Source organism: Nitratidesulfovibrio sp. D1 (genome assembly GCF_051133415.1).
Taxonomy (GTDB): Bacteria; Desulfobacterota; Desulfovibrionia; order Desulfovibrionales; family Desulfovibrionaceae; genus Cupidesulfovibrio.
The window spans coordinates 430288-446553 of sequence record NZ_JBPGNZ010000003.1; the positions used below are offsets into that span (position 1 = coordinate 430288).

14 protein-coding genes are annotated in these 16266 nt (G+C 66.0%); 4 read left to right on the plus strand and 10 right to left on the minus strand.

What is annotated here, in order from left to right; all coding sequences use genetic code 11:
• The first annotated feature begins 196 nt into the window (after positions 1–196).
• Positions 197–1405 (plus strand): HD-GYP domain-containing protein, encoded by a 1209-nt coding sequence (locus tag ACR4XJ_RS07495; RefSeq protein WP_434754637.1) that lies wholly within the window; start codon positions 197–199, stop codon positions 1403–1405.
• A 136-nt stretch (positions 1406–1541) separates the two neighbouring features.
• On the opposite strand, the gene argC is transcribed toward ACR4XJ_RS07495, so the two are convergent.
• From argC to ACR4XJ_RS07540, 9 genes are all read right to left on the minus strand, one after another.
• Positions 1542–2594 carry an N-acetyl-gamma-glutamyl-phosphate reductase gene (gene argC, locus ACR4XJ_RS07500; protein ID WP_434754638.1) on the minus strand — a complete coding sequence of 351 codons (1053 nt, stop codon included), beginning with the start codon at positions 2592–2594 and terminating at the stop codon, positions 1542–1544.
• A gap of 49 nt (positions 2595–2643) precedes the next feature.
• Positions 2644–3024 (minus strand): DUF1844 domain-containing protein, encoded by a 381-nt coding sequence (locus tag ACR4XJ_RS07505; protein ID WP_434754639.1) that lies wholly within the window; start codon positions 3022–3024, stop codon positions 2644–2646.
• A gap of 16 nt (positions 3025–3040) precedes the next feature.
• Positions 3041–4210: a pyridoxal-phosphate-dependent aminotransferase family protein gene (locus ACR4XJ_RS07510; RefSeq protein WP_434754640.1), complete on the minus strand. Its 1170-nt coding sequence runs from the start codon at positions 4208–4210 to the stop codon at positions 3041–3043.
• A gap of 17 nt (positions 4211–4227) precedes the next feature.
• Positions 4228–5442 (minus strand): class I SAM-dependent rRNA methyltransferase, encoded by a 1215-nt coding sequence (locus tag ACR4XJ_RS07515; protein WP_434754641.1) that lies wholly within the window; start codon positions 5440–5442, stop codon positions 4228–4230.
• 66 nt (positions 5443–5508) lie between these two features.
• On the minus strand, positions 5509–5967 hold the full coding sequence (locus ACR4XJ_RS07520) for a very short patch repair endonuclease (RefSeq protein WP_434754642.1): 459 nt from the start codon (positions 5965–5967) through the stop codon (positions 5509–5511).
• On the minus strand, positions 5918–6775 hold the full coding sequence (locus tag ACR4XJ_RS07525) for a hypothetical protein (RefSeq protein WP_434754643.1): 858 nt from the start codon (positions 6773–6775) through the stop codon (positions 5918–5920). The genes ACR4XJ_RS07520 and ACR4XJ_RS07525 overlap by 50 nt, the downstream gene beginning before the upstream one ends.
• Positions 6772–8037, minus strand: a complete 1266-nt coding sequence (locus ACR4XJ_RS07530; protein WP_434754644.1) for a DNA cytosine methyltransferase — start codon at positions 8035–8037, stop codon at positions 6772–6774. Before ACR4XJ_RS07530 ends, ACR4XJ_RS07525 begins: the two co-directional genes overlap by 4 nt.
• Before the next feature lie 188 nt (positions 8038–8225).
• Positions 8226–10844 carry a DNA polymerase I gene (polA, locus tag ACR4XJ_RS07535; RefSeq protein WP_434754645.1) on the minus strand — a complete coding sequence of 873 codons (2619 nt, stop codon included), beginning with the start codon at positions 10842–10844 and terminating at the stop codon, positions 8226–8228.
• A 165-nt stretch (positions 10845–11009) separates the two neighbouring features.
• Positions 11010–11267, minus strand: a complete 258-nt coding sequence (locus ACR4XJ_RS07540; RefSeq protein WP_434754646.1) for a hypothetical protein — start codon at positions 11265–11267, stop codon at positions 11010–11012.
• 348 nt (positions 11268–11615) lie between these two features.
• Between ACR4XJ_RS07540 and ACR4XJ_RS07545 the strand changes: the two genes are divergently transcribed.
• The 3 genes from ACR4XJ_RS07545 (at position 11616) to ACR4XJ_RS07555 (ending at position 14110) form a co-directional block, all read left to right on the plus strand.
• On the plus strand, positions 11616–12059 hold the full coding sequence (locus ACR4XJ_RS07545) for a hypothetical protein (RefSeq protein WP_434754647.1): 444 nt from the start codon (positions 11616–11618) through the stop codon (positions 12057–12059).
• A 10-nt stretch (positions 12060–12069) separates the two neighbouring features.
• Complete coding sequence (locus ACR4XJ_RS07550; RefSeq protein WP_434754648.1) at positions 12070–12612, plus strand: TSUP family transporter; 543 nt, start codon at positions 12070–12072, stop codon at positions 12610–12612.
• A 106-nt stretch (positions 12613–12718) separates the two neighbouring features.
• A complete protein-coding gene (locus ACR4XJ_RS07555; RefSeq protein WP_434754649.1) occupies positions 12719–14110 on the plus strand; it encodes an AI-2E family transporter in 1392 nt (463 codons plus the stop codon).
• Positions 14111–14225: 115 nt separating this feature from the next.
• Here ACR4XJ_RS07555 and glmS read toward each other — a convergent pair whose 3' ends face one another.
• The gene (gene glmS / locus ACR4XJ_RS07560) at positions 14226–16049 is read right to left on the minus strand and encodes a glutamine--fructose-6-phosphate transaminase (isomerizing) (RefSeq protein ID WP_434754650.1); all 1824 of its coding nucleotides are present in this window, start codon (positions 16047–16049) and stop codon (positions 14226–14228) included.
• Positions 16050–16266: the final 217 nt, after the last annotated feature.

Consider the following 16266-nt stretch of genomic DNA (forward strand, 5'->3'; position numbering starts at 1 on the left):
TACCCCCAGAGCGGCGGGCAGGGAGCGCCGTCCCGTGGGGGTGCCCTGCGTGCGCCGGGGGGTGCCGCCGGAGTTCCCCGTGGGTGCGTTCTCCCCATGGCGCGAAACCGGAGGGGGAGTTGTTTTTTGCAGCGAGGACACGTAGATGCAAGGTGTCGCCGCACCGGCGACGCGCAGGGGAGGGGAGGAGGCACCGGTGCTCAAGAAGATCTCCACGCGGGATCTCAAACCCGGCATGTACGTGGTGGACATGGGCCTGTCCTGGCTCGAGAATCCGTATCTGTACAGCCAGGTGGGGCTCGTGGGCTCTGAAGGCGACGTGCTGCGCATCCAGCGCGAAGGCTTTCTGGAAGTCTTCGTGGACACGCGCCGCTCGCTGGGGGGCGACGGCACCGAGGGCCTGAGCGACGAAGAGGCCATTTCCGCCGAACTGGCGCGCGAACTGGACGACAACGACCCGCTCGCGCCCATCGTCCCGCTGGCCGAGGAAATGCCCCTGGCCCGCGCGCTGTACGACGATTCCGTGGGATTCGCGCGCAAGGCCATGGAGGCCATGCGCCAGGACGGCTTCGTGGACGTGCAGTCCGCCCAGCCCATGGTCGAGGGCATTCTCTCCAGCGTCACCCGCAACGCCAACGCGCTGCTGGGCCTTTCCAAGCTGCGCTCGGTGGACGAATACACCTACACCCACTGCATCAACGTGGCCGTGCTGGCCGTGGTCTTCGGGCGGCACCTGGGCTTCGGCGACATCACCCTGAGCCGGGTGGGCCTGGCCGGGCTGTTCCACGACCTCGGCAAGGCCCGCGTGCCCGACGCCATCCTGAACAGTCCGCGCCGCCTGACGCCCGCGGAATTCGGCGTCATGAAACGCCACCCCGAACTGGGGTGGGAGCAGGTGCGCGACAACCCCATGGTCTACGACGAAGTGCTGGCGGGCATGCTGGAGCACCACGAGAAGTACAACGGCCTCGGCTACCCGCGCGGCCTCAAAGGCGAGGAGATCAGCATCATCGCCCGCATCCTGGCCGTGGTGGACGTGTACGACGCCCTCACCAGCCGCCGGGTGTACAAGGCCGCCATGCTGCCGCACAAGGCGCTGGGCCTGATGTACGGCATGCGCGGGCAGGATTTCCACCCCGGCTTCGTGGAGCGGTTCATCCGGTGTCTCGGGATATACCCCGTGGGCAGCGTGGTGGAACTGAACACCGGCCAGCGCGGCGTGGTCAGCAAGGCCAACGCGTGCGAACCGCTGCTGCCGGAAGTGATCGTGGTGCGCGACCCCAAGGGCCGCCCGGCCGCGCACCGCAGGCTGGACCTTTCCGGCCAGACCGCCGTGAAGGTGGTGGCCTGTCTGGACCCGCGCGACGCGGGCATCGACCCCGGCCAGGTGCTGGGCGTGTCCTGACCGCCAGGCGGCCGATGGGCCGCCGCATGCACGCTGCGAAGAAAAAACAGGGGGCGCTCCATGCCGGAGCGCCCCCCTTTCGTGTGCGGAAAAAGCGCCGTGCCACTCAGGGGCGGTCTCCAAATGGAGACAGCCTCTACGGCATCAGCGGGGCCAGCATCAGCCCGGTTTCCACGGGCAGGCCGAACATCAGGTTGGCGTTGGCCACGGCCTGGCCCGAGGCGCCCCGGCACAGGTTGTCGATGGCGGAAAGAATGACCAGGCGGTTGGTGCGCGGGTCGGTGACCACGCCCACGTCGCAGAACATGGTGCCGCGCACATGGCGGGTTTCCGGCAGTTGCCCGGCGGGCAGCACGCGCACCCAGCGCGACCCTTTCCAGGTCTGTTCGAAGGCCGCCTGCACGTCCTGCGGGCTGACGGGCTTTGCCAGCTTCGCATAGATGGTGGCCAGGATGCCCCGGTTGACGGGCAGCAGGTGCGGGTTGAACGAAACCGTCATGGCAGTGCCCGCCACGGCCGACAGTTCCTGTTCGATTTCCGGGGTGTGGCGGTGCTTGCCGATGTTGTACGCCCGGAAGGTGTCGGACACCTCGCAGAACAGCGTGCCCACGGCGGCCTTGCGGCCCGCGCCGGTGGCCCCGGACTTGGCGTCGATGACGATGTCGCCGGTGTCCACCAGTCCGTGCTTCAGCGCCGCGTACAGCCCGAGGATTGTGGCCGTGGGGTAGCAGCCGGGGTTGGCCACGAGGCCCGCCTTCTTCACCTGCTCGCCGTACAGTTCCGGCAGGCCGTACACCGCCTGGGGCAGTTCGGCCCGGCGGGTGTGCGGCACCTTGTACCAGGCTTCGTACACGTCGGGGTCGCGCAGGCGGAAATCCGCCGAAAGGTCCACCACGCGCAGGCCGCGCTCGCGCAGGGTGGCCCCCATTTCCATGGCCGCCCCGTGGGGCACGGCCAGGAAGGCCACGTCGCAGTTGGTGGCCAGGTCGTCCGGGTCGGGCGCGGTCATGACCACGTCGCCGCCGGGCAGCCCGCGCAGAAAGGGATAGATGTCGGACAGGGGGCGGCCCGCCTCGGTGCGCGAGGTGGCGCGCACGAGGCGCATGTCCGGATGCCCCGCCAGCAGGCGGGTAAGTTCCATGCCCGTGTAGCCGGTAACGCCCACGAGCCCGGCGCGGATGGTGGTCATGCCGTGGTCCTTGCGCTGTTTGATCTGTTTGGACTGTGTGACCTGGCGGTTACTTCCTGTGCACCACGTACTTCATGCGCAGTTCGTACAGCACGCCCTCCAGCAGGCGCGCCTCGTCCGCGTCGGCGCAGCCGCGCGTCTTTTCCTGGAGCATGGTCAGCACGTCGATGGTGTGCTTGGCCATCAGCAGGTTTTCGCTGGTGCGCCCGGTGTCGGGGTCGGGCACTTCGCCCAGTTGCACCAGCGCCGACGAGGCCAGCGACAGGATGAAGGTGGAAAAGGTCACCTGCGGCATCTGGGGTGCATCCTGGGTCGCATCGCGGGTCGCATCGTGGGGAGCGTCCTGCGCGCCGCCCTTGTCTTCACCCTTGTCTCCACCCTTGCCTGAGGCAGCCGCGCAGCCGCAGCCGGTGCGTTCGTTGTCGGCCATGTCCTGATCCTTGCGGTTAGATTTCGGTTCCCGGCGTAACCGCCAGCCCGGCCTGGTAGGCGGCCAGCGCCTGTTCCAGCACGTCGCGCGCGCCGATGTACCCGCCGCAGGCCCGGAAGCCCTCGGCCAGGGCGTGCAGCCCGGCGGCCAGGTCCCCCCAGTCCAGCCAGCCCATATGGCCCACGCGGATGATGCGTTCCTTCAGGTGGTCCTGCCCGGCGGCCATGATCACGCCGAAGCGTTCCGCGGCCACGCGCAGCACGCCGGTGGCGGGCACGCCCTCGGGCAGCAGCACGCTGGTCAGGCCCCATGTGTAGCCTTCCTTCACCAACGGCTCAAGGCCCATGGCCGTCACCCCGCGCCGGGCCATCTGCGTCAGCGCCCACTGCTTGCGGTACACGGTGTCCAGCCCGGCCTCCAGGAACATGTCCAGGCTTTCGTTGAGCCCGATGACAAGGCTGACCGGCGTGGTGAACAGGGTCTGCTGCTTTTCCAGGTTGGCCAGCTCGCCCCGGAAGTTGAAATAGAAGCACGAGGGCGGCACGGTGTCCGCCTTGCGCCAGGCCCGCTCGGACAGCGCGATGAGCGCGAGGCCCGGCGGCAGCATCAGCCCCTTCTGCGAGCCGGTGAGCAGGCAGTCGATGCCCCATTGGTCCATGGGGCAGGGCGAGATGCTCACGGCGGAGATGCCGTCCACCACCAGCAGGGTGTCGCGCCCGGCGGTAAGTCTGGCTATCTCGCGCACCGGGTGCAGGGTGCCGGTGGAGGTTTCCGACGACTGCACCAGCACGCCCGCGGCGTCGGGGTGTTCGTTCAGGGCGGCTTCCACTTCCGCCGGGGTGACCGGGCGGCCCCAGTCCACCACCACGGACACCACGTCCAGGCCGCGCACGGCGGCGATTTCGCGCCAGCGCTGGCCGAACTTGCCGCCCTCGACCACGATGACCTTCTCGCCGGGCCTGAACAGGCCGTGCACGGCGGCGGTCATGACGCCCGAGCCGGAACAGGCCATGGGTAGCACCGGCCGGGACGTGCCGAACAGCGTGCGCAGCTTGGGCTGCACCGCCGCCATGATGGCCTTGAAGGCGGGTTTGCGGTGGTGGATCATGTCCTGGGCCATGGCCAGCCGCACCCGTTCGGGAATGGGGGTGGGGCCGGGGGTGAGCAGGCGGGGCTTGTCGAGCATGCCGCGATGTCTCCGGTTCAGGCGCGGAATATCCGCGCGGTGAAGGATTTCAGGTAGTCGGTCTCGGCCATGGCCGGGTGTACCGGATGGTCCGCGCCCTGGTGCCCCTGGGCGATGATCTGGGCCTGCATCTTGCGTTTCGCCGCGGCATGGGTGAGCACGCGGCGCAATTCTTCCCTGTCGAGGTGTTGCGAGCAGGAACAGGTGACGAATACACCCCCATCGGCCACCAGGTCGAGTGCCAGTTCGTTGGCCCGCTGGTAGGCCGTCAGGCCCTGCTTGGCGTCCTTCTTGCGCTTGATGAACGCGGGCGGGTCCAGGCACACCAGCCCGAACCTGCGGCCCTCGCGCCGCAGTTCCGCCATGGCCTCGAAGGCGTCGCCCTCGATGCCGTCCGCGTCGTCCACACCGCCCACGCCGTTGATCCCGTACGCGCGCCCGTTGGCCTTGACGTTCTCCACCGCCAGTTCGACGGCCGGAAGGGACGCGTCCACCAGCGTCACCGAGGCCGCGCCCGCGCGCGCCGCCGTGGCCCCGAAGCTGCCCACGTAGCAGAACACGTCCAGCACGTCCCGCCCCTTGGCGAAGCGGGCGGCAAAGGCCCGGTTGTCCCGCTGGTCGTAGAACCACCCGGTCTTCTGCCCGGCGGTGAGCGGCACCGTGAAGGCGCAGCCGTTCTCGGAAATCTCCGTCGTGTCGGGGACGGACCCGTAGGCCACGCGCACCTCGCGCGCCAGCCCTTCCAGTTCGCGCGAGGCCGTGTCGTTGCGCAGCAGTACCCCGGTGGCCCCGGTGGCCTCCACCAGCGCCGCCACCACCGCGTCCGTCTGCGCATCCATGCCCGCCGTGGTGATCTGGGCCACCAGCGTGTCGCCGTAGCGGTCCACCACCAGCCCGGGCAGCATGTCGCCCTCGCCGAAGCACAGCCGGTAGTGCGGCGTGTCGAACAGCGCCTGCCGCAAGGCCAGGGCGCGGTCCACCCGGTTCCTGATCAGGTCCGCGTTCAGCGGGTCGTTCTCGCGGCGGCTCACCAGCCGGGCGCAGATCAGCGAGGCCGGGTTCACGTAGGCTGTGCCCAGGTACCGGCCCCCGTCGTCCATGACCAGCGCGGCCTCGCCCGGCGCAAAGTCCTTGAGCGGCGTGCGCTGCACGTCCACCTCGTTGCTGAACACCCACAGGTGCCCCACGCGCAGTCGGCGCTCTTCCCCGCGTTTCAGGATCAGTGTCTTCATGCGGTCCTTCGATGGGAATACGAAAAGCGTTGCGGGGGTAATGTCTCCTTTCAAGGAGAGACGAGTTTACTTTTTGGATAGAAATTGCAGAATCTTAGCAGAGAGCATTGATGGGTTTTTGAGTTCACACTCCCATATAATCAGAACAGACCAGCCGAGTTGGATTAACTTAGCTTGATTGTCTACGTCTCGGTGCTGATTGCGAGCAATCTTTGATAACCAATAGGTGGTGTTTGTGCTCGGCACACGGGCTCCGCGCGGACAGTTGTGTCCATGCCAGAAGCAACCATGTACGAATATCGCCTTGCGTTGTCCGACGAAAACCACGTCGGGTTTTCCAGGTAAGTCCTTACGATGCAGTCGATAGCTGGTGAAGCCAAGGCAGCGCAATAGTTTACGAACAGCAAGTTCTGGCGTGGTGTCGCACGAATGCACAGCACGCATGGTGCGGCTGCGCTGCTCCGCAGGCGATTCTTTAGGCCCGGCGGATTGCGGTGGCGTCCGATTCGCGTTGTGTCTCGCCATCACGCACCACCCGTGTCTTTCGCACGGTGTCCGAGCCCTGGTGAGCGACTTCAAAGTCCACGTAGTTAACTTCGTCATCGCGGCCATTGAAGCAGTCGTGGAACGCCTTGAGCAATTGTACGTTCTCAAGGCGCTGAGGGGTAGGGTGCGGGTTATTGCGAGGGCTCGGGATTGTCTCCGGAAGCACATAGATGCACGGTGGCGGTAAAACGAATGGTCCAACCCGTACCTGACGATTGGAATCGTTTGCAATTTTTGGACATATTCTACCTACCGTGCCGCATACCATATCCCATATTACGATCCCATCCACGCGTTGTTCGCGAAAGATAATTTCAGCGCTCAATCGCGTGTGTATACCGGACCATGCGTTATGTTGAGGATCAGCCCCAGGGTTGGTGCAGACGCTCCAAATAACGAACTCTTGTGCATGTGGTGGTCGTTCGAAGATGTTAGTATTGTTGCCATCGAGGCAACCTTTGAGTTCGATTATCGCGGTGCGTCCAGAGGTTAGTTGCACAACATAGTCATGTCGATTGGCCTCTCCAGCTGAATCCCAATCTGCAATATAGCCACAATCTTGCATGTAATTAAGTATATGCTGAACGAACTCGCGTTTTTCTCGCATTGTGGCGGAGAATTGACCTCGCACACGCTCAATGGCGCCTCGGAATAATCCGCTATTGTAAAATTCTTGTTCACTCAGGCCATGTGTCCCAAGTTTGTGGGCTTCGGTTTTGAGTTGTTCGGCGTATTCTTCAATCATTTTGCGCAGCGTACGATTTTGTTCGCAGGGGATGATACTCATGCTGCCTCTCGCGCAAGATTTCTGGGCATAGCCAGCAACGGTCCAAAGATATTATCTGCAATATGTTTGACGACAGGTACAGCTACACCATCTCCCGTGAGGTGGTATGCCTCGTTGTAGTTGTCTGGCAAGACATAATGGTCAGGCAAGCCCATGAGCCTTGCGGTTTCCTTACTGGAAATAAGGCGCGAACGGACGTTGTCCCCGTCAATCACTATGATGAGTTGTCGGCTTGATCCGCCAGCAGGCGTTCGTAAACACCCCGCGATATCATCAAAGCGAACTTCCGCGCGTTGCACCTTGTAGCCGTTTTCATCACGGCGCGTGCGTTTATAGACGGTGCCAACAAGTCGCCGACCAGTTTCTTTTGAGAGTTTTTTGGCATTCTCAACTTTCATACGGTTTACTTCACTCATCATGGCGAGGAGGCGTCGAGTTTCTGCGGTTGTGTGCCACGTTACACTTGTGGGATTTTCCTCGACCAAATCGGCAAGTGTAGTCGTGCGAGGTCTCGGTGTCGGCATGTCCCACCATATCCAGCCTTGCCGCACTTCAGCAGGAAGTTTCTCATGGGCTTCCCATAAGGGACGAGTATGCCACAATGGAGAAGGACCTTGACGCAGTGTATTTTGGGGAATTTGTAAATCTTGGCGAACACCTATGATAAATAAGCGGGGGCGTGACTGTGGTACGAACATGGAGGCGTTGATCTGCATTGCGCCAAAGCGATAGCCTGCCTGGTGGAATGCAGCACAAATCGCTATGAAATCTTTTCCGCTATGTGAATGTAGTGTTCCTATAACATTCTCTAGAGCGATAATTTCAGGTGCGCGATTCGTTGTTATAAGATTCTCAATCAATTTCCAGAATGGCCAGAACGTTCCGGAACGGTCACCGCTGAGGCCAGCACCTGCGCCAGCAAGGGATAAATCCTGACATGGGAAAGACCCCCAGATAAGGTTTGCGTGCCCGGGAAGGTTTTCTGGATTCACATTGCGTACATCACTAGTTAACAACTCGCCATCGCCCCAATTACGCCTGTAGGTGGCGCTTTTTTTATGGTCGAAGTCATTAGCGAATAAGCATTCCCATTTTTCCCCTAACCCGGCGCGAACCATGCCGCCGCCTGCAAAAAACTCATAGAAGTACATCTTGGCTATTTTGTTTATAATGTCCTGCGAGTTCTCTGTTGTGTGCCCATGCTGGCATGTCTGCATCCGGTGGGATGGGCCGTCTAGTGGGTACAGGGAATCGAGGCTCATACTAACACTCCAATAAGATTGACATGGACTGGACGAATATCAGTATTCCTACGAATGGCTGAATGCATTAAGCGACAAGGATTGTGACGAGTTAATTGGGTTGATTCACTCGAAAGTTTTGTACCACACTACGCTGAAAGAGCAGGAAATGCCAGTGGGAGGCGCACGTCAGGACGGGGAGCTATTTTTTAGTGGGCCACTCCCCAGTTCTCGCCCTGCCCCCAGTCGACCGCCAGCGGAACATCCAGCGCGACGCCGCCGGGGCGCACGCCGGACATGATGGCGGCCAGGCGTTGTCCTGCTGCTGCGGCGTTGTCCTGCGGCACTTCCAGCAGCAGTTCGTCGTGCACTTGCAGGATGAGCCGGGCGTTCAGGGCGCGCAGGTCCGGGTCGGCGTGGGCGGCCAGCATGGCCAGCTTGATGATGTCGGCGGCGCTGCCCTGGATCAGGGTGTTGATGGCCTGGCGGCGGGCCTGCGACTTCAGCTGGGTGTTCTCGGAATGGATTTCCGGCAGCAGGCGGCGGCGTCCGGCCATGGTGGTCACGTAGCCCTGTTCGCGGGCGGATGCTTCGGCCGCGTCGTAGAATTCGCGCAGCTTCTGGAGCTTGCTGAAGTACCGTTCGATGAACGCCTTGGCCTCGGTGAGCGGGATGCGCAGTTCCTGGGCCAGCTTCTGCGGCCCCATGCCGTAGATGAGCCCGAAGTTGATGGTCTTGGCGTTGCGGCGCTGGTCGGTGGACACCTGGTCCTGCGCCACGTCGTACAGCAGGCTGGCGGTGCGGCTGTGGATGTCCGCCCCCTCGCGGAAGGCGGCCAGCAGCGTGGGGTCTTGCGACATGTGGGCCAGCACGCGCAGTTCCACCTGCGAATAGTCGGCGGAGACCAGGCGCAGGCCCGGCGCGGCGGTGAAGCAGGTGCGCATGCGGCGGCCAAGGTCGCCCCGCACGGGAATATTCTGCAAGTTCGGGTTGCTGGACGACAGCCGCCCGGTGGCCGTGGCCAACTGGTTGAAGGTGGTGTGGATGCGCCCGGCCGCATCCACCAGGCGCGGCAGCGGTTCGAGGTAGGTGGAGCGCAGCTTTTCCAGCTTGCGGAATTCCAGGATGGCGTCCACCACCGGGTGGCGTCCGGACAGCTTTTCCAGCACGTCCTGCGCGGTGGAGGTCTGGCCGCCCTTGGTCTTGCCGCCCGTGGGCAGCCCCAGCGTGCCGAACAGCAGTTCGGCCAGCTGTTGCGAGGAGCGGATGTTGAACTCGCCCCCGGCGGCCTTGTAGACGTCGCGCGTCAGGCGGTCCAGTTCGGCCTGCACCTCGCGCAGGAAGGCGGCGAAGGCGTTGAGGTCCACGGCGATGCCCGTGGCCTCCATGTCCGCCAGCACGGGGATCAGCGGCATTTCCAGCGTGCGCATCAGGCGTGACAATTGCGCCCCGGCCAGGCGGCCGGACAGCGCGCCCGCCATTTCCAGCGCCAGCAGACCGGGGTTGCCGGACGAGCGCTCCAGTTCGTCGCCCCAGCGGGCGGCCAGGCGCGGCCAGGAGTAGTCGCGCTCTTCCGGGTTCAGCAGGTAGGCGGCAAGGCCCAGGTCGAACCAGCGGGCCGGGTCGATGTCGCCCCACGCCGGGTCGGTGCGCAGCAGGTGCTTCACGTCGGGCGCGGCGATCTGGGCGGATTTGGACAGATGGCGGGCCAGCGCGGCCACCGGGCCGGAGTAGCGGCTTTCGCAGTCTCCGGCGGCCACGGCGTAGGCGATGACGTTGCCGTTGTCGAACAGCGGCACCACGGCGGCGGCCACGCCCTCGCAGTCGGGCAGCTTGCCGGGGTCGGCGCAGGTGTTCACCGGGTCGGCCCGGCGGCCCTCGTCGCCGAACAGGCTGGCCTGCACCTGCGAAGTGGAGCGCGGGGTAGAGGCGACGCTGCCGTTCTCGATCATGCCGGACAGTTCGCGGGTCAGCTGGCGCAGTTCGAACTCGCGCAGCACGGCCCCGGCCTCGGCCGGGTCCAGCGGGTGCACGGCCAGGTCGGGCAGGGTCACTTCCGGGCAGGCGTCGGTGGTCAGGGTGGTCAGCCGCCGGTACAGGAACATGGTGTCCAGGTGCGGCTCGAACTTGGCGCGCAGCTTTTCGGGCAGTTCGCCCACGCGGTCGCGGATGTCCTCCAGCGAGGCGAAGTCCTTGAATATCTTTTCCGCCGTCTTGGGTCCTACTCCGGGGATGCCGGGAATGTTGTCCGACGAATCGCCGATGACCGCCTGAAAGTCGGGCCAGCGGGCGGGCTCCAGGCCCGTTTCCGCCGTGAAGTCGCGGAGCGTGACCAGCTTTTCTTCCTTGGCCGCCGGGTCCCACAATACCACGTTGTCGTGCAGGCACTGCTTGAGGTCCTTGTCCGTGCCCACGATGACCACGGGCCGCTCGGCGCGGTGGCGCGCCGCCAGCGAGGCGATGCAGTCGTCGGCCTCGCACCCGTCGGAGACAACAAGCGGGAGGCCAAGCGCCTTCACCATGCGCTTGATGGGGTCCAGTTGCTGCACCAGCGGTTCCGGCGTCACGGCGCGCTGCATCTTGTACGGCGGGAACAGCTCGTGCCGGAAGGTCGGCCCCTTGCCGTCCAGCACGAAGCAGAAGTTGGACGGACGTTCCTCGCGCAGGATGCGCAGCAGGATGCGGGTGACGATGAACAGCGCGTTGGTGGGAAACCCGTCGGAGCGCTGCATGTTCTGGTAGGCGTAGAAGCCCCGGAAGATGAAGGCCGAGCCGTCCATGAGCCACAGGGGCTCGCCGCGAAGGCCGAGGCGTTGGGTGAGCGACATGCTGGTTCCGGTTGGCGGTTGGATGTGGCGGGATGGGTGCGGGCCGGGCGACCCGCGCACAAGGTATACGTCAGGCCGCGCCCGAAGCAAAGCCGTGCGCGCGGGCATGGACTGGCGGGGATGGAAGGCGGCGGGGCGGAGGTGGCCGGGGCCGGGCGGGGGCCGTTACAGCGGTTTCACCCGTTCCCACACGTTCCTGCGCCAGCGGTTCAGCGGGCGGCAGCAACCCTGGCCCACCCGCAGCACGGCGGCAACCTGCGCGTCGGCCATGACCAGGCGGCAGCGGTAGCGCGCCCCGTCCCAGAACAGGCCGGGGCAGCGGCGGTGGCGGCCGTATGCCTCGCGGCCGGGCGGGCACTGCGCCTTGGCGCAGCAGAAGCCGCAGCCCACGCAGGGACGTTGCAGGAACAGCAGGGCGAACACGGCGCACCCTCCTCCCCGTGCGGTAGGGACGGGGATGCTTTACCCATACCCCGGCCCGCGCGGGTTGTCAGCAGGCGTGGCGGTGCCGGGCCGGTTCCGCCCGTTTTTGATGCAGCTATTCACAACATGCTGTCATTTTAGATAGTTCATCTGTGTATCGCCTGCCCTCCCGCTATTTTTTCCGTCACGTTTCCTCCGTTTATCGTCCCCGCGATAGAACCCCCCGGCCTCTCCGCGCTACTCCCGTGGCTCATGATGCGCGCCCCGCGTCCGTCCTTCTCCGGTGGACGCGCGGGCGGCGGGCACACTCGACAACGCAACCACTTCAACCAGCAAGGGAGGCCGGGAATGGCGGATACGAACAAGACGGGCGCGGCGGCGGGCGCGGCCCCGGCAAATGGCACGGCGGACGCCGAAATGGTCTGTTCCCCGTTCCTCATGGGCATCCGGGCGGTGCTGGGCGAGCGCACCCCCGCCAACATGATCCTGTGGGCGCTGACCGCCGTGCTGCTGCTGGCGCTGGTCAAGGAATCGGTGGCTCCCTCGTGGACCGTGGCCTGGAGCCACCCCAGCTGGGGCACCGTCAACGTGGTGCCGGTGCTGGGCATTGGCGTGGGCATGGTGGCCGGGTTCCTGGGCGATATGGTGGGGGCGTTCATCAGCCTGTTCTCCGTACCCCTGTACACCCTGTGGCTGGGCCTGCCGGTCAAGGTGGCCCTGGGCACCAACAGCCTGGCCTCCGCCGTCATCGGCCTGATGGCGGCCATGGTGTCCGCTCTACGCGGGCGGTGAATGGAACGGCGTGCCCTACCGCACCAACATCCTGTACCCGGCCTTCGGCAACTTCTTCATCGCCGCGCTCACCGGCATCATCGGCGTGGGTGGCGGCTTCCTGTTCACCCCCATGCTGCACGCGGCCTTCGGCCTGCCCATGATGGTGGCCGTGGGCACCGGCAATTTCGTGAAGGTGGCCAACATCGGTTCGCAGTTCATCGTGCGCGGCGTGGCCGACACCGTGATCTACCAACTGGCCGTGTTCGCCATGCTGGGCGGCTACTGCGGGGCCAACTTCGGGCGGCGTCTGGGCTGCGACGTGGGCACCCGCCTTGCCAAGCTGCTGGTGTACATGGCCTATGAAGTGCTGGGCGACGAGGCTGCCTGGCACGAGCCCGCCGTGATCCCCGTGCGCCTGACCCAGGAGCAGATGGCCGCCATGACCGGCTCGTGCCAGCAGACCGTCAGCGACTTCCTGCGCGAGATGCAGGACGAAGGGCTGGTGCGGGTGACCCGGCGCGAGGTGGTGGTGCTGCATCCGTTGCGGCTGCTGGAGCGCGCGGAGTTGTAGGGGGGTACCGGCCTTTCCCGTGTCCTCCCCCGCAGCACGGCATGAGACACCGCAACGTCGCCGTGCCGCTGTTGCTTCGGCGGACACCGCATGCTAGCACCGCGCCATGAGTACCCCTGTACGTTCCCGACGCCGTTCCGCCCGGCCGGTGCTGCGCCGCGCCGCGTCGCGGCTGGCCGCGCCCTGCGGCGGCTGCCCCAGCGCGTCCAACCGCGCCGATGCCGCCCCGGTCATCCCAGCCGGGGAGGACGCCCCCGTGCAGCCCCGCGCCCCTCAGCCCTCCTCCATGCCCCCCGTCCCGTCGGCTGGCGGCCACGCCGCGCCCACGCGGGTCTGGCTGGCCTTGCTGGCCGTGGTGGCCGTGGGCATCGGCTGGCTGCTGGCCCGGCCGTTCATCCACACCCTGGCCGTGGCCATCGTGGTGGCGGCGCTGGCCGCTCCGTTGCAGGAACGCATCGCCCGCCGGGTGCGCCAGCGCGACCTGGCGGCGGCGTCCACCATCCTTACCCTGTTGCTGGGTGTGGCCGCGCCACTGGCCGTGTTCGTGGCCGCGCTGATTCCCCAGGCCCGCGCCCTGGCCCGCGCGGCCATGGCCTTTTACGCGGCGTCCGGTAACGGTGCGGGCAATGCCCCGGCCGACGCCGCCCCAGCCGCTGGTGTGGCCGCCGGGGGCGCCGCCTCTGCGGCGGGTTCCCTGCCCGCCCCGGTGGAACTGGGGCTGGCCCGGCTGCACGAGCTTTCGGTGTGGGTCACCCAGACCCTGGCCGACTTCGGCATCGACGCCTCGGAGTTCATCGACTTCGACCCGGCCAGCCTGCGCGGCACCCTGCTGGGCGCGGCCCGCCAGGCCGGGGAGGCCGTGCTGCACGGGATCACCGCCGGGGTGGGCAACGCGGTGTACCTGTTCGGCCATTTTCTGCTCATGCTGTTCATCCTGTACTTCCTGCTGCGCGACGGGCGGCAGATGATGGCCTTTGTCAAGCGCGTCTCGCCGCTGGCCCACGCCCAGGAGGACCGCCTGCTGTCGGCCCTGCGCGGCGTGGCCCGCTCGGTGTTCATGGGCGGGGTGCTGGTGGCCGTGTTCCAGGGGGTCATCGGCGCGGTGGGCTTTGCCCTGGTGGGCCTGCCCGCGCTGTTCTGGGGCTTCGCCATGTCCTTCGCGGCCATGATCCCCGTGGTGGGCACGGCGCTGATCTGGGCCCCGGCCACGGCCTACCTGTACCTGTCGGGCGAGACGTGGCGGGCGGTGTTCCTGCTGGGGTGGTGCGCGGTGCTGGTCTCCAGTTCCGACGGCCTGCTGAGGGCGTGGTTCATGAAGGAAGGCGCGGGCATTCCCATGGTCTACCTGTTCCTGGCCATCCTGGGCGGGCTGAACATGTTCGGCATCCTGGGCCTGTTGTACGGCCCGCTGCTGCTCACCTTCGCCATGGTGGCCCTGACCATGTACGCCGAGGTGGCGGCCGAGATGGCCCCCAAGGACGGCGGGCCAATTCGGTAAGCCCGGTAAGCCCGCCCGGCTCCGCCTGCCGACGGCGTTTGCCCCAACGAAAAACGCCCCGCACCTTTCCGGCGCGGGGCGTTCGTCGTTCGTGCGGGCGCAGGCCGCCGCGCCGTTATTCCACGGTCACGCTCTTGGCGAGGTTGCGCGGCTGGTCCACGTCCTTGCCCAGGTAGTCGGCCGCCTCGTAGCTGAACAATTGCACGGCGGGCAGCACCAGGAAGGCGGCCATGGGGCCCCAGGCGTCGGGGATGGACCAGGGGTGGTCCACCTTCAGTTCCACGCCGGGGTTGGTCAGGGCGATGATCTTGCCGCGCCGGGCCTGCACTTCCTCGATGTTGGACTTCACCTTGGGGAACAGCTCGTCGTTGAGCGCCAGGGCGAAGGTGGGGAAGTCCGGGTCGATGAGCGCGATGGGGCCGTGCTTCATCTCGCCCGAGGCGTAGCCCTCGGCGTGGATGTACGAGATTTCCTTCAGCTTCAGCGCGCCTTCCAGGGCCAGCGGGAAGCAGTGGCCGCGCCCCAGGTAGAAGAAGCTCTTGGCCTTGGAGTAGGTGCGGGCCAGCGCCTGCGCCTCGTCGCGCATGGCGGGCAGCACGGTTTCCAGTTGGCCGGGCAGCTTCCTGAGGGTTTGCAGCACGTTGGCGCGCACGGTGTCGGACAGCGCGCCGGTGTTGCGGCCCCAGTGCAGGGCCATCAGGGTCAGCAGCACCATCTGGCTGCACATGGCCTTGGTGGAGGCCACGCTGATTTCCGGCCCGGCCTGGGTGTAGATGACCGCGTCCGCCTCGCGCGCGATGGACGAGCCCACCACGTTGCACAGGCCCGCCACCTTCACCCCGTGCTCCCGCGCGATGCGCAGGGCGGCCAGGGTGTCCGCCGTCTCGCCGGACTGGCTGATGACCAGCACCATGTCCGCCGGGTCCAGGATGATGTCGCGGTAGCGGAATTCCGAGGCGATTTCCACGTTCACCGGCACGCGGGCCCAGCTTTCCAGCAGGTGCTTGCCCCACATGCCCGCGTGGTACGAGGTGCCGCAGGCCACGATGTGCAGCCGCTTGGGCACCGGCAGCGTGGCCAGTTCCGGCAGGGTCACTTCCATGCGGTTCCAGTCCACGCGCCCGGCCAGGCAGTCGGTGATGACCTTGGGCTGCTCGAAGATTTCCTTGAGCATGAAGTGCTTGTAGCCGCCCTTCTGGGCCGCCTGCATGTCCCACTGGATGTGGTTGACGGCCTTGTCCACCGCCGACAGGTCGGCGATGCGCATGACCTTCCACGAATTGGCGTCGATGCGCACCAGTTCGCCGTCCTCCAGGAACACCACGTCGCGGGTGTAGGGCAGGAAGGCGGGGATGTCGGAGGCCACGAAGTTCTCGCCGGTGCCCACGCCCAGGATCAGCGGGGCGGACAGGCGCGCGGCGTAGAGCACTTCCGGCTCTTCCGGCGTGGTCAGGGCCACGGCGTAGGCCCCGTGGGCCTGGCGCAGCGCCCAGGCAAAGGCGTCGAGCATGGTGGCGGTGTGCTTGCGGCCCTCGGAAATGAGGTTGGCCAGCACCTCGGTGTCGGTTTCGGAATGGAACACGTAGCCCTTGGCCGCAAGGTCGGCCTTCAGTTCCGCGTAGTTCTCGATGATGCCGTTGTGCACGATGGCGAGGCTGCCGTCGTTGGATTTGTGCGGGTGGGCGTTGCGCTCCACGGGAATGCCGTGGGTGGCCCAGCGGGTGTGCCCCATGCCCGTGGTGGCCACGGTGTTGGGGCACGAGGCCAGCTTTTCGTCAAGGGCGGACAGCTTGCCCTCGGCGCGCACGGTGATGAGCTCGCGGTTCTGGACGAAGGCGACCCCCGCCGAGTCGTAGCCCCGGTATTCGAGGCGGCGCAGTCCTTCTATGATGAGGGGAACGGCGGGACGATGACCGGCGTATCCGATGATGCCGCACATAGGTGGTGTGCTCCTTGGGAGAGGCGCGGCGGACGCCGCGCGGCGGCGGCCGGGGTGGCCGCCGGAAGGTGTGGGCGAGGGCGGCGGCGCATGCCGCCCGAACGATTCCTCGCGGTGTGGCATGTATCAGGTTTGCGGCACGGTTCGCAACTGGCGGGGGGAGGGGCAGGCGCAGAGGGAAGGGCGGAAGGGCAGGATGGGGGTGGCTTCTTACGAA